This window comes from Photorhabdus laumondii subsp. laumondii (assembly GCF_003343245.1).
Taxonomy (GTDB): Bacteria; Pseudomonadota; Gammaproteobacteria; order Enterobacterales; family Enterobacteriaceae; genus Photorhabdus; species Photorhabdus laumondii.
This window is the reverse complement of record NZ_CP024901.1, coordinates 242232-265352: the sequence shown is the minus strand read 5'-3', so window position 1 is coordinate 265352 and position 23121 is coordinate 242232. Positions and strand designations below refer to the sequence as shown.

At 43.9% G+C, this 23121-nt stretch carries 16 protein-coding genes; 9 read left to right on the top strand and 7 right to left on the bottom strand.

The window, feature by feature from the left end:
- The first annotated feature begins 164 nt into the window (after window positions 1–164).
- A complete protein-coding gene (locus tag PluTT01m_RS01270; protein WP_011144646.1) occupies window positions 165–1550 on the top strand; it encodes a uracil-xanthine permease family protein in 1386 nt (461 codons plus the stop codon).
- 208 nt (window positions 1551–1758) lie between these two features.
- On the opposite strand, the gene PluTT01m_RS01265 is transcribed toward PluTT01m_RS01270, so the two are convergent.
- On the bottom strand, window positions 1759–3312 hold the full coding sequence (locus tag PluTT01m_RS01265) for a 4-hydroxyphenylacetate 3-hydroxylase family protein (protein ID WP_011144645.1): 1554 nt from the start codon (window positions 3310–3312) through the stop codon (window positions 1759–1761).
- Window positions 3313–3780: 468 nt separating this feature from the next.
- Between PluTT01m_RS01265 and PluTT01m_RS01260 the strand changes: the two genes are divergently transcribed.
- Window positions 3781–5490 (top strand): AsmA family protein, encoded by a 1710-nt coding sequence (locus PluTT01m_RS01260; protein WP_114538521.1) that lies wholly within the window; start codon window positions 3781–3783, stop codon window positions 5488–5490.
- 170 nt (window positions 5491–5660) lie between these two features.
- Window positions 5661–6083 (top strand): NUDIX hydrolase, encoded by a 423-nt coding sequence (locus PluTT01m_RS01255; RefSeq protein ID WP_011144643.1) that lies wholly within the window; start codon window positions 5661–5663, stop codon window positions 6081–6083.
- A 37-nt stretch (window positions 6084–6120) separates the two neighbouring features.
- On the opposite strand, the gene fabY is transcribed toward PluTT01m_RS01255, so the two are convergent.
- The 3 genes from fabY to yihX all read right to left on the bottom strand — a co-directional run bounded on the left by fabY (window position 6121) and on the right by yihX (window position 8218).
- Window positions 6121–7038: a fatty acid biosynthesis protein FabY gene (gene fabY / locus PluTT01m_RS01250; RefSeq protein ID WP_011144642.1), complete on the bottom strand. Its 918-nt coding sequence runs from the start codon at window positions 7036–7038 to the stop codon at window positions 6121–6123.
- Window positions 7039–7110: 72 nt separating this feature from the next.
- Window positions 7111–7548: a D-aminoacyl-tRNA deacylase gene (gene dtd, locus PluTT01m_RS01245; protein WP_011144641.1), complete on the bottom strand. Its 438-nt coding sequence runs from the start codon at window positions 7546–7548 to the stop codon at window positions 7111–7113.
- A 43-nt stretch (window positions 7549–7591) separates the two neighbouring features.
- Window positions 7592–8218: a glucose-1-phosphatase gene (gene yihX / locus PluTT01m_RS01240; RefSeq protein ID WP_011144640.1), complete on the bottom strand. Its 627-nt coding sequence runs from the start codon at window positions 8216–8218 to the stop codon at window positions 7592–7594.
- Window positions 8219–8374: 156 nt separating this feature from the next.
- Here yihX and PluTT01m_RS01235 point away from each other — a divergent pair, with 156 nt between their 5' ends.
- The 3 genes from PluTT01m_RS01235 (at window position 8375) to PluTT01m_RS01230 (ending at window position 11453) form a co-directional block, all read left to right on the top strand.
- Complete coding sequence (locus PluTT01m_RS01235) at window positions 8375–9829, top strand: carbon starvation CstA family protein (RefSeq protein ID WP_011144639.1); 1455 nt, start codon at window positions 8375–8377, stop codon at window positions 9827–9829.
- Between the two features lie 881 nt (window positions 9830–10710).
- On the top strand, window positions 10711–10869 hold the full coding sequence (locus tag PluTT01m_RS27345; protein WP_157852135.1) for a DUF5993 family protein: 159 nt from the start codon (window positions 10711–10713) through the stop codon (window positions 10867–10869).
- Window positions 10870–10883: 14 nt separating this feature from the next.
- Window positions 10884–11453: a disulfide bond formation protein B gene (locus PluTT01m_RS01230; RefSeq protein ID WP_011144638.1), complete on the top strand. Its 570-nt coding sequence runs from the start codon at window positions 10884–10886 to the stop codon at window positions 11451–11453.
- A gap of 62 nt (window positions 11454–11515) precedes the next feature.
- On the opposite strand, the gene typA is transcribed toward PluTT01m_RS01230, so the two are convergent.
- Window positions 11516–13354 (bottom strand): ribosome-dependent GTPase TypA, encoded by a 1839-nt coding sequence (typA, locus tag PluTT01m_RS01225; protein WP_041379864.1) that lies wholly within the window; start codon window positions 13352–13354, stop codon window positions 11516–11518.
- Window positions 13355–13795: 441 nt separating this feature from the next.
- Here typA and glnA point away from each other — a divergent pair, with 441 nt between their 5' ends.
- From glnA to glnG, 3 genes are all read left to right on the top strand, one after another.
- Window positions 13796–15205 carry a glutamate--ammonia ligase gene (glnA, locus tag PluTT01m_RS01220; protein WP_011144636.1) on the top strand — a complete coding sequence of 470 codons (1410 nt, stop codon included), beginning with the start codon at window positions 13796–13798 and terminating at the stop codon, window positions 15203–15205.
- Window positions 15206–15358: 153 nt separating this feature from the next.
- Entirely contained in the window at window positions 15359–16408 is a 1050-nt protein-coding gene (gene glnL / locus PluTT01m_RS01215; RefSeq protein WP_011144635.1) for a nitrogen regulation protein NR(II), read from the top strand.
- Between the two features lie 9 nt (window positions 16409–16417).
- Window positions 16418–17890 (top strand): nitrogen regulation protein NR(I), encoded by a 1473-nt coding sequence (glnG, locus tag PluTT01m_RS01210; RefSeq protein ID WP_011144634.1) that lies wholly within the window; start codon window positions 16418–16420, stop codon window positions 17888–17890.
- A gap of 65 nt (window positions 17891–17955) precedes the next feature.
- On the opposite strand, the gene PluTT01m_RS01205 is transcribed toward glnG, so the two are convergent.
- On the bottom strand, window positions 17956–19245 hold the full coding sequence (locus PluTT01m_RS01205) for an ISL3 family transposase (RefSeq protein ID WP_011144633.1): 1290 nt from the start codon (window positions 19243–19245) through the stop codon (window positions 17956–17958).
- Between the two features lie 23 nt (window positions 19246–19268).
- Window positions 19269–22475, bottom strand: coding sequence for an Eco57I restriction-modification methylase domain-containing protein (locus PluTT01m_RS01200; RefSeq protein WP_011144632.1), 3207 nt, complete (start codon window positions 22473–22475; stop codon window positions 19269–19271).
- Window positions 22476–23121 lie beyond the last annotated feature (646 nt).

The following is a 23121-nucleotide window of genomic DNA, read 5'->3' as shown; positions in this document are numbered from 1 at the left end:
AGGCAACGCTGGATTAGAAAAAAAATCTGCAACAAACACAAGTTAAAACATATAAAAATGTGACCAGAGCGAATCATGGCAACAAACAGAATTTTTACGCAAACGATTGCTTTTACGCAGTTGATCATTAAAATGCGTTCTTTGTCAGTCCGGAATTTCACACCATGCTCACCTCATCCCCTAAACAAGCTGAAACAATACCCCCGAAAAAATCAGCTAGTGAATTGATTTATCGCTTAGAAGATCGACCACCATTGCCACAAACATTGTTTGCTGCCTGTCAGCATTTACTGGCAATGTTTGTCGCGGTCATCACGCCAGCAATCTTGATCTGCCAAGCGCTAGGGCTGCCCACTCACGATACACAGCGGATTATCAGTATGTCTCTGTTTGCTTCAGGGCTAGCATCATTGATTCAGATCCGCACTTGGGGGCCAATCGGTTCTGGTTTGCTTTCTATCCAAGGGACCAGTTTTAACTTTGTTTCCCCCTTGATTATGGGCGGGCTGGCATTAAAAAACGGCGGTGCCGACATTTCTACTATGATGGCCGCATTATTCGGTACTTTGATGGTGGCATCCGTTACAGAAATTCTGTTATCCCGCGTATTGCATCTGGCCCGAAGAATTATCACCCCATTAGTTTCCGGTGTTGTGGTGATGATTATCGGTTTGTCTCTGATTCAGGTTGGATTGACCTCTATCGGTGGTGGATTCTCTGCTATCGAAAATCACACTTTTGGTTCTCCAGAGCATCTGTTTCTGGCCGGTGTTGTATTGGTGGTGATTGTTTTGCTGAACCGCCAGCGTAATCCTTATCTGCGTGTGGCTTCTCTGGTGATTGCAATGACGGTAGGTTATGTTGCCGCCTGGCTAATGGGTATGCTGCCACCAGCAACGGTACAGGAAAATGGTTCACTCATGACAATTCCCGCTCCACTCTATTATGGTCTTTCCTTTGACTGGAATCTGCTTATCCCGTTGATGCTGATTTTCATGGTAACTTCGCTGGAAACCATCGGCGATATTACTGCAACATCTGATGTTTCCGAGCAACCGGTCAGCGGTCCTCTATATATGAAGCGTATTAAAGGCGGTGTTTTAGCTAACGGCCTAAATTCTATGCTTTCTGCCGTATTTAATACTTTTCCAAATTCTTGTTTTGGGCAGAATAACGGGGTTATCCAATTAACCGGCGTTGCCAGCCGTCATGTAGGTTACGCCGTGGCGCTGATGTTGATGCTATTAGGACTATTTCCTGCGGTCGCAGGATTTGTACAACAGATCCCTGAACCGGTATTGGGAGGTGCCACTATCGTGATGTTCGGTACGATTGCCGCATCAGGTATCCGTATCGTTTCCAGAGAGGCACTTAACCGCCGGGCAATTATGATTATCGCGCTCTCTTTAGCGGTTGGTATGGGTGTTGCGCAACAACCACTAATTTTACAGTTCGCTCCTGACTGGCTGAAAACGTTACTCTCTTCCGGTATTGCTGCTGGCGGTCTGACAGCCATCACTCTTAATTTGGTATTTCCTCAGGAGAAGTAGTTTTTCTACAAATTTGATCTCGGGTTACCCATAATCGACTCATCACGCACGTATACCCGTTATCTTTCAAGTTGCCTCTTTGTTGGCTGCACTCACCCCGGTCACATCGTTACCTATGCTCCCGGGGATTCGCTCCTTTGCCGTCGCGATGCATCTTGAAATCCATTGGGTATATATTTCATCATCGTGCGTGATGATGATTTATCTCCTAGCGGTTGGAAGGCCAAATAAAATCGTTACCAACCCAACCATCAAGATCGTATTCACTCATACACTGCTCAGCAAACCCTTTCAATTGATCCACTAAGCCCGTGGCTTGGGAAGCCAATAACACATCGACTCTGATAGCTTCGTGGTTGCCGGAATAATTGCGCTCGTATAATTCATGCCTGCCAGCGAATTCCGTACCGATCGAGTCCCAAATCAGTTTCATGAGCTTGACTCGCTCAACTGCACTGTAACCATTGGAGCCACGCATGTATTTATCAAGATAAGGAGACAGTTCCGGGTTGGAAAAATCGCGGGCATGAGAGTTAATATAAATCAAGGCACTGCCCAAATCCTGTTCAATAATCTCTTTTACCCGCGGGTAACCCAGCGTCATAAACCAACGATAAGCTATCCCATACTCGTACCGAGGCAATAGGGCATCTCCACTCCAAGGCTCCGGGGATTTAATCATCGCATCACTGAGTGCCCAAAACATATTACGCCATGACAATACTTCACCAACCCGTGCTTGTACGCCACGAAAATCCTTCGTACCCGTAGCTTCAACCCCCTTAATAAGCAACCCAGAAAGAAAATCAAGTTTAACCGCCAATCGAGTCACACCATGCAACATAGCCCGATGAAAATAACCCGATTCAGCAAAAAATAACGAAACTTTATCTACATCTCCATAGATAAATATGTTTTCCCAAGGAACCTTCACTTTATCCAGAATCATTATCGTATCGTTCTCATCAAATCGGGACGAGAGCGGATAATCAAAAGGACTGCCCATTTTATCAGCCGCCATTGCGTAAGAGGGACGACAAATTAATTTCACTCCCGGGGTATTCATCGGCAAGGTAAAGACCAACGCAAATTCCCGTTTCTTTATTGGTAAACCGTAATGACCAATAAAGTTGTAGTGACTAATCGCCGATCCTGTGGCAACAACTTTAGCGCCGCTGACAATTAATCCATCATCACATTCTTTTTCAACATGAATACAAATATCCCCAATTTCATCAGGTGATAAATGACGATCTATTGGCGGATTAATAATCGAGTGATTCCAGTAAAACACGCTTTCCTGCGAACGGATATACCAGCTTTTTGCATTATCAGCAAAATCACCATAAATTTCCGGTTTTACGCCGAGCGAGGTAAGAAACGAAGCCTTATAATCAGGGCTTCTCCCCAACCAGCCATAACTCATGCGAGCCCACGCGGCAATAGCATCACGATCAGCAATTAAATCCTGCTGTGAGCGCGGTATACGGAAAAAAGGGTGTGTTACACCACAACTCCCCGTATCTGTCGCCGTGGTCAGTACGTCACGATAAGCAGGATCGTGCAAAGCGTCGTAAAGTTTCGCAATAGCTCGGGCCGGATTTTGAAAAGCAGGATGGTTGACAACATCGTGAATGCGTTCACCATAAGCCCAGACTTCCCGACCATCGTTTAGCCCATCCAGAAATTCCGTTCCTGTAAGTGGGCGGGTTGTGCGGATATTACCTTCATTCGACGATTTTTGTTTCATGTTTTCTGACATAGAAGATTCCTTACATTTTTTATTTACCGGAAGATGGGTGAAAATAAACTATGCAGTGTTATTTCAAGCATCAATCAAACTGAGAAAGGAATAGAAAGGAATGACGAAAAAATATCATTATTCCATTTATAGCCATCCATTAATACATTAATTCATTCGGATGTCATTGGCTATATTATCATGCAATAAAATATAGATTTAATAATTATATTAATCACACAATATAATTATTAACAAATTCATAAAAATATTCCAAATAATTAATAAAACTTAGCACGAAAAACAAAAATACAATTAATTAAAGATTAATCTCCGAAGTTTATTTTAATAGAATAAAACGATAACGAATAATTCATTACTTTTTCATTTCATACCCTGAAATTATTAGAAATAACAACTAATATAGTGACTTGTTGATATTTTTATTGTTAAATTATACAAAGGAAGCTATAAGCCGATTGGAGTCTGATGATGAAATGGTTAGGAAAATCGCTGGTTACACTGTTATTACTGGTAATACTGGCAGTAATCACGGTTTATGTCGTGATGCAGACAAACTGGGGAACACATCAGCTTAGTCAATGGCTGAGTCATCACAGCCGTTATCAGGTTCAAATAGGCAATATCGAACATAACTGGTCACAACCGGGCACCCTGACATTTTCCAATATTGTCATTAGCAATCAGCAACAAACTTTCATTTTAGCGGCTCAAGTTGCCGCATTCGATTTCAACTGGCAGCAACTGACTTCCCCGCGCCATTTTCATCGTCTGCTATTGCAACAGGGCCAATTAACAATCAAAGGCCAGCAACAATCCTTACCTTTTAGCGCCAACATTCTGCAACTTAATCAGATGGCTATTCAGTCAGAAAATGCAAGCTGGCAAATTCAAGGGCAAAACATCACTGGCGGTATCACTCCTTGGAACCCACAATTAAATACGTTGGCAGGGAATGGGGAATTTCAATTCAGCGCTGATAAACTGAATTTCAATGATATTTCTCTCGACAAAGTCATTATGCGAGGAGATAACCAGCAAAATACCCTCACTCTCCGTTCATTTGGTGCAACATTGGCACAGGGTTCGGTATCAGGTAATGGGCAACGTCTGCCTGATGGTAGCTGGCAGTGGGATAATTTACTTATCAGCAATATTCGTTGGCAAACGCCAATGGCACTTGAGGAGTTATTGCGAAAAACGAACAAATTACCTGCAATCAGTATCAAAGATCTGAGTCTCACTAATGCCAAACTGGAAGGTAAAAACTGGTCTGCTAACTATCTGGATGTCTCAGTAAAAAATGTCGGGTTGACTAACGGGATCTGGCAGGCAAAAGAGGGCATCATTGATTTCAACGTTATGGATATTACGCTGAATGATCTTCATTTCACCGATGTTATTGGTCACCTTCTTCTTGCAGGCAATGAACTCACTATTTCCAATCTCACTTCCCGTTGGGAAAAGGGGTTATTCCACGTCAAAGGGCAATGGAATCACCAAACAAAACAATTCAACATCACCAATGCTACGGTTGCCGGTTTAACTTATACCTTGCCACAAAACTGGCATCAGTTGCTGAAAAAATCATTGCCTAAATGGATATCGCGATTTTCCATTAACGAGCTGACAATTAACAACAGCTTACTGATTGATATTAACCCCGATTTTCCATTCCAGCTTACTGCCCTCAGTGGTTATATCTATGACATGGAATTACTGAAAGAAGGGAAATGGGGAATCTGGCATGGCTCTTCGAATCTAAGTGCCACTAGCGCAACATTTAACAAAGTTGAATTACGTCGCCCTTACCTTAAATTACATACAGAAGGAGATACACTGATCCTCGATCAATTAGATGCTTCTGTTGATAACGGATTACTGAAAGTGAAGGGTACAGTAGATCAACAGGTACAGAAGCCATTTACTTTAGATTTCCGGGGAATAGATGCAGATTTAACGATTTTGCCTCAATGGCGGTGGGTGCCGTTGAAATTACAGGGTAAAGGCAATTTCACGCTGTTAATACAGGGAGATCTTGCTGCTGATAATATTAAAAGTACTATCGATGGTTCATTGACTGCCACGGATAAACAATCAGGCAGCGAAACGCAAATCATCAATAAGGGGCAAATATCCACCCCAAACTGTGAAACCTGTCCGGTTGTTAAGTTATAGTAACGAATATTCGGGTACCTATGTACCCGACTCAACCCTATAATAATTACTTTCTATTTCAATCCATTAATAAAATTTTCGATCAGTATCAGCCGAAAAACCGTATTAATATCGATGACATTAAAAACGCAATTAAATTTCACCCATGAAGTTGTAACAAGGCACAAAAAATGACGTGTATACTGCCTGAATCCATTGAAAACAAACTGCAAAATTATGACCGTATTGTTGTCGGTGGCATCATCAGAGATCAAAATGGCAATATTCTGTTCTTACAACGAGCTCCTGATGAATCCCCGCCGAATCTCTGGGAAATTCCCTCTGGCGGTGTAGAAAAAGGAGAAAATCTATTACAAGCACTATCTCGTGAAATAGGAGAAGAGACCGGACTGTTTCTTGATGATGTTATTGGTTTTATCAGCGCAGTGGAATATTCTATTAAGGAGACTCGATGCCTTCAGATAAATTTTAATGTCATATGCACTGGTGAAATTAAGCTTTCGCCTGAACACACGCAATATCAATGGAGCAATATAGATAATTTCCGCAGTGAACTTGATGACTTTATGTTACGTGTATTCAACGAGTCGTGAAAGTCCCCCAGTGGCATATTTAATGCCACTGAGAAATCTAAGCGATAGCCGTATAAGCATTCGGCAATACCATGTAGGTGCCAGTAAATACCGCACCGATTCCCTGATCACCACTGACAATCACATCCAGCTTCACTCTCGCTTTACTGCCTTGTGCCAAACGAGCCAAATCGCCGCTCATATTTTTAAGATCGGCAACAGATTTTGGCCTGCCAATAACCGGTTTTTTGTAACGGATATCGGCATCAGCCAGAATGATATCACCACCTAATTGACGTTCCTGTAACAACAGCCAGATCAACCCCCAACCGGTCAGGGTTGCCAGAGAAAATAGACTACCCGCAAAGATAGTTTGGTGAGGATTTTGATTCCCGGCTTCCGGCATGGTGGTAATAAAGCTCTGACCGGTATATTGAGAAATTCGTACCCCCATTTTTTCACTAAGGGGAATATGTTTGTACCAAGCCTGTTGCAGTTCGTTGCACCAATCTGGCCGGTGAAGAATATCATCAAGTGTTGCAACCGGCTTTATCATCAGAAAATGACGAACAGGTGTCGTTTGTGGGCTAGTAATTGGCCCACGGTTTTCAAACCCCAATTTACTGAAAAACTCCACCGCATGTTCACGAGCACTGCATACTACCCGTTTAACACCCTCTTGACGGGCAACAGATTCCAGGGCCATTGCGATTAATTTTCCTAACCCTCTACCTTGCATGTTGGGATGCACTGCCAGAAAGCGGATTGCCCCTTCACTATCCGCATTGATATATAAACGCCCTACCGCCACCGGGTTGCCTTTCTCATCCACAACCATCTGGTGATGAGCCGTCGTGTCGTAACCATCTTTCTCAGAGCCTACAGGCTGATGCAGTGGCTTCCGCAACATTTCCCAACGAAATCGGTAATATGCTTCCAGTTCTTGTTCTGTTTCAGGTACTCGCAGATGATACATAGAAACTGCCCCTTTCTTTTGATCATGATGTTTAATCGGGGATGGTTGCGTTCTACTGGCTATTTTTGGTTGCTAGACCTGCAACCAGAAAGTGACTGGCCCATCGTTTGTCAGGCTGACTTTCATATCGGCAGCAAACCGCCCGATTTCTGTTTTTACACCACTTTGGCGGCATTGTTCAACAAAATAGCGATATAATTCGTCGGCCTTATCTGGGGCAGCGCCACCGGAAAAACTGGGTCGCATGCCCTTTTGAGTATCAGCAGCCAGTGTAAACTGGGAGACAACCAGCAAACTGCCTCCGATTTGTTGGACGTTCAAGTTCATTTTGTCCTGTTCATCACTGAATATCCGATACCCTATCACCTTCTCACACAACCGTTTTGCCTTCTGTTGATCATCTCCTTTCTCAACACCTAGCAACACCAGCAGGCCGTGACCAATTTCCCCAACCACTTCGTTCTTAACCACAACATTTGCCTGTGTTACCCGCTGGATTAACGCGATCATATTTTTCCTTTATTCAATAGTAGCATCAGCACACTATCCTCTATTATCCGTTCAATCCCTCATTTTGTTCAGAAAAACCGATTGCTTCGAAATAATCTGGCACTGTCTGCCTATCAACAACATGAACGCTATTGATCCCTAACGCCTTGGCTGCTTCCACATTTTCCAGCACATCGTCAAAAAACACGGCCTGATCCGGTGAATAACCCTCTGTCTCAAGCACATATTTGAAAATATCAGGTTCAGGTTTACGCATTGCCAAATCCTGCGACAAATAGAGGTAATCAGCGGATGCCGCAATCTCAGGATAATTATGTGGCCAGTAATCGAGGTGCAAACGGTTGGTGTTGGATAACACGACAACCCGGTGTCCCGCCTCACGCAATGTTTTCATTATCTGAATGACTTCAGGCCGAATATTAATAAAGATAGCATGCCATCCAGCAGCAAACTGCTCAAAACTGAGTGAAATATTCATTTCCTGACATAAAGTATCAGCGAATTCCAGATCAGTAATTTGACCACGCTCATGTTTTTCAAACGTTTCTCCCATAGAGAAACTTTTAGTCAAAGTCGCAAGAGGTGTCCCGCTCAAATTACTCCATACCGCTAAAACTCTTTTAAAATCAATCTCAATGATCACATTACCCATATCGAAGATATATAACATAATTACCCCCTGGCTAATTAATAACTTTTCACTTTAATCGTATTTCCAATGAGAAAACAGTACGGACAAGTAAAAAGCGAATCACTTCACGGTATTTTTCTTACGAAACGATAAAGTAGCATCCAGATTAAAAAAGTCGAGTAAGGTGTTATAGTTATGTTGTGGTTCCTCCTCTGTATCGGCCTTCTTCTGGCTGGATATTTTATATATGGCAAGATTGTCGAAAAGATATTCACTATTCGACCAGAAAGAAAAACCCCCGCTCTTTCTATGGCTGATGGTGTTGATTACGTTGCGATGTCTACCCCAAAAGTTTGGTTAATTCAGTTACTCAATATTGCCGGCGTTGGCCCTATTTTCGGCCCAATTCTTGGTGCCCTCTATGGCCCACTTGCCATGCTGTGGATTGTATTCGGCTGTATCTTTGCTGGTGCAGTACACGATTACTTCTCCGGTATGCTCAGTGTGCGTGCCCGCGGTGCATCCGTGCCCGTTATCGTTGGTAACGAACTGGGCAAAACCATGAAGCATTTCATGAACATATTTGCGGTTATTCTGCTGATGCTAGTTGGAGTCGTCTTTGTTTTGAGTCCAGCCGGCTTACTGAATAACTTGCTGAAAGAGGCAATGGGTTGGGATAACATTGCTATCTGGGTCGGTGTTATCTTTGCTTACTATATTCTCGCAACGCTGGTGCCTATTGATAAAATCATCGGTCGCCTTTACCCACTGTTTGGTGCATTGCTGCTGTTTATGTCTGTTGCGCTGATGGTCGGTTTAGCGATGAGCGATAAACCTTTCTATTCACAAGGATTGGATTTCACCACTAACTTCAACCCGAAAGATCTGCCGATCTGGCCATTGCTGTTTGTCACGATTGCTTGTGGTGCTATTTCTGGTTTCCACGCCACTCAGTCTCCGCTGATGGCACGTTGTATGCAGAATGAAAAAAATGGCCGTTTCGTTTTCTACGGTGCAATGATTGGTGAAGGTATTATCGCACTAATCTGGTGTACATTGGGCCTGAGCTTCTATGAAGATACTAACGCATTACAAGCCGTGATTGATCAAGGTACGGCCTCTCTGGTTGTTCACGAAGTGTCCACGTCTCTGTTAGGTACTGTCGGCGGTATTCTGGCAATCCTCGGTGTGGTGATTTTGCCAATTACTTCTGGCGATACCGCATTCCGTTCTGCCCGGCTTATTATTGCTGAATTCCTGAATATTCCTCAGCAACAAATGACCAAACGTCTGTTATTAAGTGTGCCAATGTTTATTGTCGGTTATCTGATTACCAAAACCGATTTCAATATTATCTGGCGTTATTTCGGTTGGGCAAACCAAACCACAGCAATGGTCATGTTATGGGCGGCTTCCGCATGGCTGCTGCGCCGTAATAAATTCCATTGGATTACTACCCTACCAGCCATGTTTATGACTGCGGTGTGCTTCACCTATCTGGCATTTGCACCAGAAGGTTTTGCGCTAAACTGGAATATCTCTGTTGTTATCGGCCTGGCAGCAATGGCGGTTGTCACAATGACTTTCTTTGCAAAAGTCCGCTCCCAATCAGCTTCCGATAATATAAAAGCTAAAGCATTAAATGAGTAAAAACCTAAGAAGAAATTAAATATCACAACAGCCCCTCACGATAAAAAGTTGAGGGGTTTTAATTGCCAGCCTCCTTTATCGTGATAAGCAACACTTATTCCTCCCGAAAATATCAGGCAAGATATCACATGGATATTGATAATTTAAGCGTTACGCCAGAACAATGAGTGTCTACATATTGCAAGTTATGCCAGAAGCTCACGGCTCATTATCGTGACAAACAATGAAAAAGCATTCATCTGGGTAGAGGATTAATTGTAGAAAATTAGGCAGATTAGGCCATTTAAAAGCAAACCTACGAATAGTCGTTAAATTGAGAAGTTTCCAGGCAAAGATACGATTTGTCGTTTTAAATCGTTTCCTGCTTAACTATTAAATAAAAAACAGCTCATTGAAACTCTCGCCAAATGATAATCACGCTAATCCTGCTGAATGGTGGCAAACATAAACAAGATTGACTACAATTGTTATTAGCAGCACACTACGAATAGTGTGTTAAATCATACACCATTCGAATACTAAAACTTTGCTTTAATAAATGTATACCCAATGGATTTCAAGATGCATCGCGACGGCAAGGGAGCGAATCCCCGGGAGCATAGATAACTATGTGACCGAGGTGAGTGAATGCAGCCAACAAAGAAGCAACTTGAAAGATGACGGGTATAGGTTTGTACGTTTTCAAATGCGATACCAAAGAGAACAACGCCCATTAATGGCACCAAAGCTTTTCTTTTAATGGACAACTTGTCTTTGGATAGTTGATCGCTTGTATTGAAGTAAACGATCCTAAACTGAGTTCGATAAATTCCCTCCCCTGAAGAAAGCAATCTACTACAGGGAAAGGGCTTGAATGTTTTTAGAAAACAGGAGAATCAACCATGTATATGTTTTTACCTTTTTTACTCGCATTATTTGCGGTTATCACCACCCTATATGGCAAGTATAAAACGAGTTATACCCTCTGGGGCCTTCTTTCGGTGACGACTGTAGCTTGGTTTATCCATCATGCAACTGATTCGTTAAATCTATCTTTTTAACGGGAGACAATCTGATGAATCAGGTATTAGCAACAAAACAACAGATCAGCTTCGGCATGATATTTAACCTCATAGGGTTATTTGCTATCAGTGCTGTCCTAACCCTTGCCTTCTATTATCAATTGGTCCTTTCAGAACTCCCTTGTCCATTATGTTTGCTACAGCGAGCAGGCATGATCATGATAGGGTTTGGTTTCCTGTTTAATCTGTGTTTTGGTATCAAAAGTGCGCACTATGGCTTATCACTTATCGGCTGTGTCGTGACTGGCATTGTTGCGATCCGACAAGTATTTTTACATATCACACCCGGTGATCTCGGTTATGGTTCCGCGCTTTTTGGTATACATTTCTACACTTGGGCCCTTATCTGCTCAGTAATCGCGATTATCGGCATATCCGTCATGCTGATATTGAAAAGCCTGGAAAAAACAACCGAAGAAAAGCAAAAAACATCTGCCATCGGTCAGATTATTATCGGATTATTTGTCATATTAATTACCGCAAATTTAATCTCCACTATTTTGGAGTGTGGCGGTGGGCAGTGTGATGACAACCCAACGTTCTATCAATTGCTCGGTAAATAATTCATTTGTTAAAAAAACTCAGGGCGCCATTGGCGCCCTAAGCATGGGTATTGCAGGAAAGATTATGCTTCTTTACTGCGATACGCACGACGGCGTTCGTTTTCCGTCAAATGGCGTTTACGCAGACGAATAGACACCGGGGTCACTTCCACCAGCTCGTCATCATCAATAAACTCCAAAGCCTGCTCCAGGGTTTTCTTAATATGTGGAGACAGGGTTGTCGCTTCGTCAGTACCAGATGCACGGACGTTAGTCAGTTTCTTACCTGTCAGACAGTTAACTGTCAGGTCATTAGAACGAGAATGAATACCGATCACTTGACCTTCATACACTTCTGCACCATGACCAAGGAATAACTTACCGCGCTCCTGTAAGCTGTAAAGTGCATAAGCAACTGCTTTACCCTGACCATTGGAAATCATCACGCCGTTCTGACGGCGACCGATTTCACCCGGACGAATATCATCATAGTGGCTGAATGTTGCATACAGCAGACCGGTACCGGAGGTCATCGTCATGAACTCAGTACGAAAGCCAATCAGACCACGGCTTGGAATAACATAATCAAGACGCACACGACCTTTACCGTCTGGTAACATATCGCGCAGATCCGCTTTACGCTCACCCAAGCCCTGCATCACATCTCCCTGATGCTGCTCTTCAATATCCAGCGTTACTTGTTCGAAAGGTTCTTGCTTACGACCATCGATCTCACGGAAGATAACTTTCGGACGGGATACCGCCAGTTCAAAACCTTCACGGCGCATGTTCTCAATCAGAACAGATAAGTGCAATTCACCACGGCCAGAAACACGGAACGCATCCGGATCTTCGGTTTCTTCGACACGCAGGGCGACATTGTGAACCAACTCTTTCTTTAGACGCTCAAGGATTTGACGTGAGGTGACATATTTGCCTTCACGTCCACAGAAAGGGGAGGTGTTAACACAGAAATACATGCTTACCGTCGGCTCATCAACAGCCAAGGGTGGCAATGCTTCAACAGCATTAGTATCACACAGCGTATCGGAAATATTCAGCTCACCCAAGCCGGTAATCGCAACGATGTCGCCCGCTTCCGCTTGCTCACTCTCAATACGCTCCAGCCCCAGATGACCCAGTACCTTACCGATTTTGCCGTTCCGGGTTTTACCTTCACTATCAATAATTGTAACGTTCTGGTTTGGCTTAACAGTACCGCGCTTAATACGGCCAATCCCGATAACACCAACATAATTGTTATAGTCCAGCTGAGAAATCTGCATCTGGAATGAACCATTAAGGTCAACTTTCGGTGGTTCTACATGATCGACAATCGCCTGATACAACGGCGTCATATCTTCCGCCATATCTTCATGATCAGTACCGGCAATTCCCATCAATGCCGATGCATAGATAATGGGGAAGTCCAGTTGCTCATCAGTCGCACCCAGATTGACAAACAGGTCAAATACCTGATCCACAACCCAATCAGGGCGTGCGCCAGGACGGTCAACTTTGTTAATGACCACAATCGGTTTCAAACCATGAGCGAACGCTTTCTGTGTCACAAAACGGGTCTGAGGCATTGGCCCGTCCATAGCATCGACCAGCAAGAGTACGCTGTCGACCATAGACATAACACGTTCTACTTCACCGCCGAAATCGGCATGTCCCGGAGTGTCTACGATATTAATACGGTAGTCATTCCATTTAATGGCGGTATTTTTTGCGAGAATAGTAATTCCACGCTCTTTCTCCAGATCATTGGAGTCCATCACACGCTCTGTCGTTGTCGCACGGTCACCGAAAGTACCGGATTGTTGCAGCAGCTTGTCAACCAGGGTCGTTTTACCGTGGTCAACGTGCGCGATAATGGCGATATTACGCAATTTTTCGATCACAAACTTTGCCTCAGGCATTTATAGAAATGGCGCGCTATTGTACACACATTGGTCGAAGGACTAAACAGGATCACAATAATCTACGCTTAACAACTTGATAACAATGAAATTGTGATCCCTTTCACACCCATAAATAGACGCATTTTTGACATAAACGCACTAATATTGTGCGCCTCAGTAATACAATTGCACCAATATAGTGCAATTTTCCCAAATATTCAGATATCCCATCACCGGTATACCCACGATACAGTATATTGCAAGGCGTTAAAAAGTTGGCATGCTTTTCGCAAAAGCTTTTCGTGATTGAATTGATTTTCACAACTATTTGACTTTCACAACTATAAGTTTGCAAACGTGTAATATAACCTTGTTAAGGTAAAACGATGTGATTGTGTTTTCTTTAGTCTTAATCACGACAATTTTATCAAGACCGACACAAACCAGGAGAAACCGAGTATGTCCGTTGAACATGTTTTAACCATGATTGAAGAGCATCAGGTGAAGTTTATTGATTTGCGTTTCACTGATACCAAAGGCAAAGAACAACATATGACCATTCCTGCTCATCAGGTTAATGCAGACTTCTTTGAAGATGGCAAAATGTTTGACGGATCTTCAATCAGCGGTTGGAAAGGGATTAACGAATCTGACATGGTACTGATGCCAGACCCAAGCACAGCCATGCTTGATCCCTTCTTTGACGATGCCACACTGACTCTACGTTGTGACATTTTGGAACCAGGCACTATGCAAGGCTATGACCGTGATCCCCGTTCCATCTCCAAGCGTGCTGAAAACTTCCTACGTTCAAGCGGCATTGCCGATACTGTCCTGTGCGGACCAGAGCCTGAGTTTTTCCTGTTTGATGACGTGCGCTTCAGCAGTGCCATGTCTCATTCTTACTATCACATCGATGATATCGAAGCTGCATGGAATTCCGGGACGCAGTACGAAGGCGGTAACAAAGGCCATCGGCCTGCGGTAAAAGGCGGTTATGCTCCGCTGCCTCCTGTTGATTCTTCGCAGGATTTACGTTCAGCGATGTGCCTGACGATGGAAGAGATGGGGTTGGTTGTAGAGGCTCACCATCATGAAGTGGGAACAGCAGGCCAAAATGAAATCGCCACCCGCTTTAACACCATGACCAAAAAAGCGGACGAAACCCAAATTTACAAATACGTCGTACATAATGTCGCGCACAATTTTGGCAAAACCGCAACCTTTATGCCAAAACCACTGGTTGGTGATAATGGTTCCGGTATGCACTGCCATATGTCTCTGTCTAAAAACGGTACTAACTTGTTTGCTGGTGACAAATACGGCGGTCTATCTGAACTGGCGCTATTCTACATTGGCGGTATTATCAAACATGCTCGTGCGCTGAACGCGTTTACCAACCCGACAACCAACTCTTATAAACGTTTGGTTCCGGGCTATGAAGCCCCGGTGATGCTGGCCTACTCTGCCCGTAACCGTTCGGCATCTATCCGTATTCCGGTTGTTGCCAGCACCAAAGCTCGCCGTATTGAAGTACGTTTCCCTGATCCGGCGGCTAACCCTTATCTGGCATTCGCCGCTCAATTGATGGCTGGCCTTGACGGCATCATCAATAAAATCCATCCGGGTGATGCGATGGATAAAAACCTGTATGACCTACCACCGGAAGAAGCTAAAGAGATCCCAACTGTCGCCTCTTCTCTGGATGAAGCACTGGCAGCACTGGATGCCGACCGTGAATTCTTGACTCGTGGCGGTGTATTCACCGATGACGCCATTGATGCTTATATTGACTTGAAAAACAGTGAAATAGAGCGTGTCCGTCTGACACCACATCCACTGGAGTTTGAACTCTATTACAGTGTGTAATTAGCAGCACCGTTTCCGCTGATCATTTTTTGTTGCCGTGAAACCTTTAGCCCATCTTCGGATGGGCCCTTTTCCTGCTATCCAAATTTCAGGCTTTGACTGGGTTTTACGCTCGAACATGATACAGTGCACCAAAAAAGTGCAGGAGTGTGGATGAAAACGGAAAATCTGCCCGATAGCGGGCAAATATTAAATTCGCTCATTAACAGTGTACTGGTACTGGATACTGATCTCGTCATCCGCTATGCCAACCATGCAGCACTACAATTATTCGCTCAGAGTGCCCGTAAACTATTCGGTACACCTCTTCCAGTACTGTTCAGCTATTTTTCACTGGATACAGAACTGATGCATTCTAGTCTGGTCAGCGGCCAGAGTTTTACTGATAACGAAGTAACATTAGTGGTTGAGAACCGCTTTCACATTATGTCGCTCAGTGCCCAACCGATTTCCGAGCAGTTCATCTTGCTGGAACTGGCACCTATGGATAGTCAACGCCGGTTAAGCCAAGAGCAGGTACAACAAGCTCAGCAGACAGCCGCACGGGAATTGGTTCGGGGGCTGGCACATGAAATCAAAAACCCCCTTGGTGGGTTGAGAGGAGCCGCGCAATTGCTGTCAAAAGCACTGCCTGATCCTGCTTTGCAGGAATACACCCAGGTGATTATTGAACAAGCCGACCGATTGCGCCATCTGGTAGACAGATTGCTTGGCCCACAACATCCGGGTGAACGAATTAAGCAAAGCATTCATTATGTTGCTGAACGAGTTTCCCAGTTAGTCTCGCTGGAAATGCCGGATAACGTCACACTGGTAAAAGATTATGATCCCAGTTTGCCAGAACTGGCCCACTATCCTGATCAAATTGAACAGGTACTACTAAATATCACCCGTAATGCCTTGCAAGCGCTAGGAAAACAGGGGGGAACCATTACCCTCCGCACTCGTACTGCTTTTCAGATTACCTTGCATGGTAAGCGCTATCGTCTGGCGGCCAGAATTGACGTGGAAGATAACGGGCCAGGTATCCCGCCACAAATTCAGGATACCTTGTTTTACCCAATGGTCAGTGCGCATGAAGGCGGAACAGGTCTTGGTCTATCCATTGCTCGTAATTTAATAGACCAACACTCCGGCAAAATAGAATTTACCAGTTGGCCGGGGCACACAGCATTTTCTATCTACTTACCCATTAAGAAATAGAGGATAACGATGCAACAGGGAAAAATTTGGATCGTCGATGATGACAGTTCAATCCGCTGGGTACTGGAACGGGCGTTAAGTAACGCGGGGATGGAATGTACCAGTTTTGCCGACGCGGATAGCGCCCTGACCGCGCTGGCCCAAAACACACCTGATGTACTGATTTCGGATATCCGTATGCCGGGAATGAATGGGCTAAACCTACTGAATAATATCAAACAGAGCAACCCGTTGCTGCCAGTCATCATTATGACCGCCCATTCTGATCTGGATGCTGCGGTCAATGCTTACCAACAAGGCGCTTTTGATTACTTACCAAAACCCTTTGATATTGATGAAGCCGTCGCATTGCTGGAACGAGCGCTTAGTCACTCCCGCGATCAGAATCAATCAATTAAAAGTCCACAGGTTGTCACACCCGTTTCTGACATGATAGGAGAAGCGCCTGCCATGCAGGACGTTTACCGCATTATCGGCCGCCTCTCCCGTTCCTCTATCAGCGTCCTAATTAATGGCGAATCCGGTACCGGAAAAGAGCTGGTGGCTCATGCGCTGCACCGTCACAGCCCTCGGGCCAATGAGCCATTTATTGCCCTTAACATGGCAGCTATCCCTAAAGATTTAATTGAGTCAGAGTTGTTTGGTCATGAAAAAGGGGCTTTCACTGGCGCTAATCAAGTACGTCATGGGCGGTTTGAACAGGCTAATCGTGGCTCACTGTTTCTGGATGAAATTGGTGATATGCCTCTGGACATTCAGACCCGTCTGTTACGGGTATTGGCGGAAGGTCAGTTCTACCGAGTTGGCGGGTATGCTCCCGTAAAAGTGGATGTGAGAATTATCGCGGCAACCCATCAGGATCTAGAGCGCTTGGTACAGAAAGGCAAATTCCGTGAAGATCTCTATCACCGCCTCAATGTTATTCGTATGCAATTACCGCCCTTACGTGACAGAGTAGAGGATATCCCTCGCCTGACCCGCCATTTCCTACAACAGACCGCAAAAGAATTGGGCGTAGAAACAAAGATTCTCCATCCTGACGCAGAAATAGCCTTAATGCGTTTACCTTGGCCGGGCAATGTTCGCCAGTTGGAAAATATCTGCCGCTGGCTGACGGTCATGGCGGCAAGCCAGGAAGTATTAGTGCAAGATTTGCCATCTGAATTATTTGAAACTCATCATAATACCGAAAGCGGTATGACAACATCTGTAAATACAGTATCTATAAATACCGTACCCGCAAATACAACACCTACAAATACAATACCGAAAAATTGGTCGCAGCTACTTGCCCAGTGGGCAACAACTGCATTGGAACATGGTCAGCAGGATCTGTTATCGGAAGCATTACCGTTATTGGAGCGTACCTTACTTGATTGTGCACTGAAGCATACCAAAGGCCATAAACAAGAGGCTGCACGATTGCTAGGTTGGGGACGCAATACGATTACACGGAAGTTAAAAGAACTCGGGTTGGAGTAAGGATATATTCGCAAATCAGGCTATTGCCTATTTATGGATACCCCAATTTTATGGTTGAAACAGGGCTATAATCGCCCCATTTCTATCTCTCTTACCAGTGCTGATATATCTACACCGTAATTTATTGACGTTTCCGACTCTGGTCCGCATGCCTGCTCAGGAATCCGTTGATGTTGATAGTGGGGGTTCTTGCTCTGCTGAAAGCCCTTAGTAAACAGTATTTCAGCTCGCAATGCTTCAAAACTGTAACCACGACCAACATGGTTCACCACTCTAATCAAATTGTTCAGATTCTCTATATAAGCATTAGTGATCGGGTGGTCGAAGTAAGCAAAAACATCATCATGCCAGTTATCTATAGCTTTAACGAGTGGGTCAAAATACACCTTCATTTCAGGTGTTATCTGTCTAAGCCAAACATAGTAGGCTTGCTGTGCCTCGTACCTATTTTTGCAGTCCCATATGCCGAAAAATGACTCTTTCAACTCGTAAGCATAACCCAAGTCGGGATAGTTGAGTATCCAGTCAGAGAATCGCATATATTCAGCATCTGTCTGCTCATGGCGACGTTTCAGCAACACAAAGTGATTTTTCATCAGTCTTCGACGCTGCTGAGCTGTCAAGCCGCTTCTGATGGCCTTTAGTGCTCTTTCTAGTGACTCATTCGCCATACGGACAACATGAAACTTATCTATGATAACCGTAGCGTCAGGGATCATAGTAGCCACTGCTTCTCTGTATGGTCGCCACATATTCATAGCGACATAGCGCACCTGATAGCGATCTTTTCGTTTAGTTAGGTAGCGCATAACAGTGGCTTTGTTATTGTTATCAAGCATATCAACAATGGTTTGCAGCTCGATATTGGCGATAACACACCGGGGTTTTATGATATGGATTTCATCAATACCCAGCCATTTAGGCATTTCAAAATTAAAGGTCTTTTCCAGTCTCTCGCAGGAGTCGTGAAATATATTACGAACCGTCTTTTCGTCCACACCTACGTCCTCTGCTACGCTGGAAAAGGTGCGCCGTAGACTCTCACGCTCAATGTATTGGATCAAACGGTGAGTCATTTGCCGCTTACCATCCTTGTGTGGTACTGGTTCCATAAACGTCTTACAACATATTTGACAACGGTAGCGGCGGCGATTCAGTATAATCCCTGTCCGCTTGCCATTGACAGGAGTATCCATGATCACCTCATCACGACGGCCAAAGCCAACGATTTCAGGATGCTTGCAGTGGATGCAGTGAGTAGGTGGGTTGGCCGTCCCTACATGTACCCGGTAATCATGCTCCAGTTCGGAGACAGACAGGACGATATAATCAGGCCAGTTAAGGATGTTTGCCATAATAGCCAACTTATCTTTGTCAGTTATTCTACGAGCGTTACACTCCAGGTGATCAAAACATCCTCCGCGACCGATTTTATTCGCTTGATAATTTTCTGGCGTTCTGTTTTGTCGTGACACTGATGAGCCTCTTCAACAAGCTCTGCAAGGTTAGTATGCATCGTGTTAGTAATATCAAAATTAGGTAATGATAGATGTTTGAATACATCCGCAACTTGAATGGATACATTGTGGCTGTTAATCCATTCCTGAACAGTTAATGAATTCAATAATCCGCACAAATAATATGCTGTTTCTTTGTTATCAAAGGACGCAAAGTATACTTTGTGATCTGGAATATAAACACGTTCACCAACAACAGGTACATTCTGAAAGCTTGCAACCGCTGCATAAAACGATGAGGACATTTCTGGCCATATCACTTTCCATGGTTTGAAGGTGTAATCGCCAACATTATAAACAGCATGGTAAGGAGCGCCTTTCATTTGGCGACGATAGGTAGAACGCTCCAGTAACAGTCTCTCGAACCCTTTAAACCATGCTAAGGTTTTTTTCATCTTAGGGGAATTCAACTGTACATCCGCACTCTCGTACTCTGCATTTGAAATACCTGTGTTTGGTACGAACGTAAACAGTCTTTGTTCAACATCATCGTAATCTGGAGCATCAAGTTTCAAGTAACATTCATCAAAATCACTCGCTCCCTTAATTAAAGGATAAAGCATATTGGGCTCTACCCACTGAGTTTTCTGTGGCCCAATGTCTTTCCGTCCAGCCTCCGGGCGGCTTTGAATCTGAACGAGAGCGCCGTTGTTTTGCAAGATTGGAACAAAATAAACTCCGTTAAGATCCGTGGTGATCCCTTTCCGTCCTTTAGTCCATTTACACGGTGATGATAGATATTTAATCGCGTTGAAGCGCCCAGGAGCAAGAATTGCCCACGGAGAACCTTCATCACCAACCGGAAATGCTTCTTTTGTCGTATGAGAAATAGCTTTCAGCACGTCATCAAGAGGTGTGCAGGGCCTAATAGCTTTCCTGTGACCAGGATTAGCTGACCATACCTTGTAAGCCACGGGGTATTGTACAGAGACGATGGATTTTCGAAACAGAGCAACAGACGTGTGATTGCTTGCATCTTCAAATGGTTTCAATTCCTTCATGTCATCAACAGACAATGGTTGAAGATAAAGAGAATCCTCTCGCTGTGAATCTAATTTAAATGTTCTAAAACCTGCTGACGATGGGTTCTTAAAAAGTGTGCCAGTGATGACAAACGCTAGTTTGCCACCTATATCCAGCCATTTGTCGGAGACTGTGTAGGTTATCATGGCAGATATATCAAGTTCATTCCCACCATGACGCTTGGTCTTAGAAAAAATACCATAGTCTTCACACGTTGGTTTAACACGTTCACGATAAAGGTCAGGTAGCTTTGACCATCTAACCCAAGGAGGATTGCCAATAACTAAATCAAATTTACCTGCTGCCGCTGACCAGAAGAAGTTCCTGACAATCCGGAACCAAATACCGTTCCATTGCTTTCTGTGTAGATTTAACACTTGATCATAGGTGTGTCGGAGTGGCTTGTACCAGTTTAATAACTCTTCTTGGGTGACTATACTTGCTGCTATCAGTTTTTGACTGGATTTATCAAACTCTAATCCCTGCACAACGTCTTTGCCCATTCGTTCAAAAACAAAATCGAGACGTTCCCTGTTTAAGGCTAACTCAACAGGCAAGTGAATATTCAGTTTGGCTACCTGACTTCCGATGTTGTATTCAACAACTCTATTTTTTCCAGAGGGGATCTCCGCAGGTGAATAAATGGCATCAGCCATTAGTACAGGAACCTCAATATCCATTCCTGGGCATGCAGCGAGAAGGTCTGCAATTTCCATCAGGAAATTTACACGAGCAGTCTGAACAGCAAGCGGGTTCAAATCAAAACCCCATACACTATCACATAGGTTTTTGATGACCTTAGACACACTCCATCCTTGTATTGCCGCCAGCTCACGCTTTTTACGGATCACCGCCAGTAAGAATGCCCCAGATCCACAGGTAGGATCTAACACACGCTGCTCCAATAATGTGTCGTCAGCAGCTCTCTGAAGCGTAAAATCAACTAACCAATCTGGGGTGTAGAATTCACCAAGGCTCTGCCGGAGTTTGCCAGGAACAAGACCTTGGTATAGATCTCGCAAAACATCCCTTGTCCTAGATAAATGATCAAGCCGATATAACGATAGAACCGAAAGCAACCGCCTCAAGGAAGGTAGTAACGCCGGAACAACCTTGTTTCTAGCAAGGCCAATATACCAGCTAAAAATAGCCTCTTCGACAAAACCGTTAATGCCCGCTTCCCTGAAAATGGCCGATTTCTCGACAGAGTAGTCCAAATAATTAACCAGCTCATCATCATCTTTTTGCGCCGACATACTCTGAGCAGGTTGAGTCGATGATGTTAATCCGTGTGCTGATACAATCTCGGCAGCTAACAGTTTGATGAGAATCGAATTGTAAGTATGAATGACAAATAGCCGTGCGGATGTAGAATCTTCCGGCCAACCATTCCAGATAAATGCAATCTCTTTGTTAATAGCCTCTGTTTGTGAAATCGACATATCAGCAACTTGGCCGTACAAAGTTCTCCACTCCTCAAAAAGCATTTTAACTTTGTTGTTGCCTTGCTGTTTTAAGTAGTAAAGCAAACCATCAGACATAGCTTGCATAAATTCACGGGCATTTGCTGACCCATGTCCAAAATCGGCTAATAGGTTCTCAGTTGTTAAGGCTTTTCGCGTATCGGAGACAAAAGCGTCAATCACCAAATCGACCGCATAGGTTGAAAAGGGAATCAAGTGTTGAGTATGAATCTGATCACCATGGACCTGAGCAAAACAAATGTGCTCACCGTCAATAGCTATTCCAATGAAATCAGATTCGGGAATTCCTGTTTTCGTTGACTCACACTGTATATATGGCAGAAGTCGTTCTTCTATGGCATTTTTGAAGCCAGCGCTCTCCTTCTTGCCACGAAACAAACCCGGCGCTTTGAATTCAATGATTACGTGATTATGGCTTGAGTCTTTACGCCCGCGCTTAGCATTCAAATGAAATCCAGTAGCATCTTCTATCGCCTTCATCCAAATGTATCGAACTTCCTCTTCACCTTTCCAAGGCTTTAGGCGCTTTTCCTGAATAGCTTCGTATGCCTCTTGGCCCATTACGTACCACCTTATAAACCGGTGTAAAAATTTTCCCAATTATGAACCTGAACAATAATAGCATCAACCGTATAATCCGATTTTAAAAAATTTAACCAGATAAGGCTGACCAATACAGAATGCCGTGTCAACAATTCGGCAAGTTAGGGATCGTCATAACTGATTGACTGGCTGTATTTTATCTGATAAAACCAGTATCAAACGTGATTAATTTACGATCAATCGAGATAATAGAATCGACAAAAGGCAAGATTGAGCAGTATCTATCACCCTCCAATTGAAAACGACAATTTTGTCCAAGTGAACAGAGCGTATCTAAAAGAATAGCGCTTCTTGATAAGGAGAAACTCAGTAACCTCAGAAATCCTGATATACCTAATTGAGAATGTAGGACACACAACCAACGCAGGAACATGTAGCGATTTAACTCTGACCGAATATGGAGGTATCTTGAGCGTCTGTAACGCGCAGTAAAAATACTCAAAGAAGATCGCTGGATTGAGGTTGTAAGGCTCGGCCATATGACAACATATTGCGTCAATGCAAGCGTATTCTGGCAAGCAGCCTGAAACTCGAAAAAATACGCAATATTTCAAGCTACCGTTATTACCTTACCAAGTGAGCAAGAACTTAATTTAAAAAAATC